Origin of the sequence: Clostridium tarantellae (assembly GCF_009295725.1) — a bacterium.
Classification (GTDB): Bacteria; Bacillota; Clostridia; order Clostridiales; family Clostridiaceae; genus Sarcina; species Sarcina tarantellae.
In genome coordinates this window covers 1-776 of sequence record NZ_WHJC01000574.1, presented here as the reverse complement: position 1 = coordinate 776, position 776 = coordinate 1, and the positions used below count along the sequence as shown (strand labels likewise).

The window sequence follows — 776 nt, the reverse complement described above, 5'->3', positions numbered from 1 at the left end:
GTATAATTATAATATAGTTATTATGGGTAAATATATTTTTAAAGTTTAAAAATATGGTATAGAATTTAGTATAGCATTTTCAAATTTACATAAAAAATTATAAATAATATATAAGAGATAATGAGGAGTGGTTGTTTGTGGAACGGGATAATGCTAATTTTATCATTTGTACAAACCATTTAAGAGGATTTTTTGTTAAAAAAGAAAATGGAAAAGAAAGATTATTAAGAAGAGAAGATATTGCTGGATTAGAAATAAAAGACTTAGATTATAAGAAAAAACCATTTGCTATTGGTTATGTAATTAAGGGTGGAAATGCAGATAAAATTTTAAAATATAGTTGTAAAGTTATAAAAATAGAAGATGGACCAGATATGATTAGATATATAAAAAAAATGTATTCAGAAAATTTTAAAGTTAGTTATAGTTTAGATAAAATAGTGGAATATATACATTGTCATGTAGTTAAATTTATAAATAAAAGTGATGGAACTAAAGCTTTACAATATATTAAATGTAGACCTAAATTTAATAAAAAGATAGATATTTTATTAGATATGTTAAATAACTGCAATGTTAGAGAAGAATCAGAAGCTGTTATTGAAGCAATAGGAATATTAAATGTTATTAAAAATTTAAATAGTGATATTAAAGATAAAGATATTCTTAAAGCAGATGCTATTCAAGTATATAATTTATCTAATATATTAAAAAGTGTAGGTTAATGTATATTTAAAAATAAAAATTTAATAAAAGTAAATATTTAAGCATTATAA

At 20.1% G+C, this 776-nt stretch carries 1 protein-coding gene; it reads left to right on the top strand.

Annotation, left to right across the window (positions count from 1 at the left end; all coding sequences use genetic code 11):
* Nucleotides 1-137: 137 nt before the first annotated feature.
* Nucleotides 138-725, top strand: a complete 588-nt coding sequence (locus tag GBZ86_RS16420) for a hypothetical protein (RefSeq protein WP_152892448.1) — start codon at nucleotides 138-140, stop codon at nucleotides 723-725.
* Nucleotides 726-776: the final 51 nt, after the last annotated feature.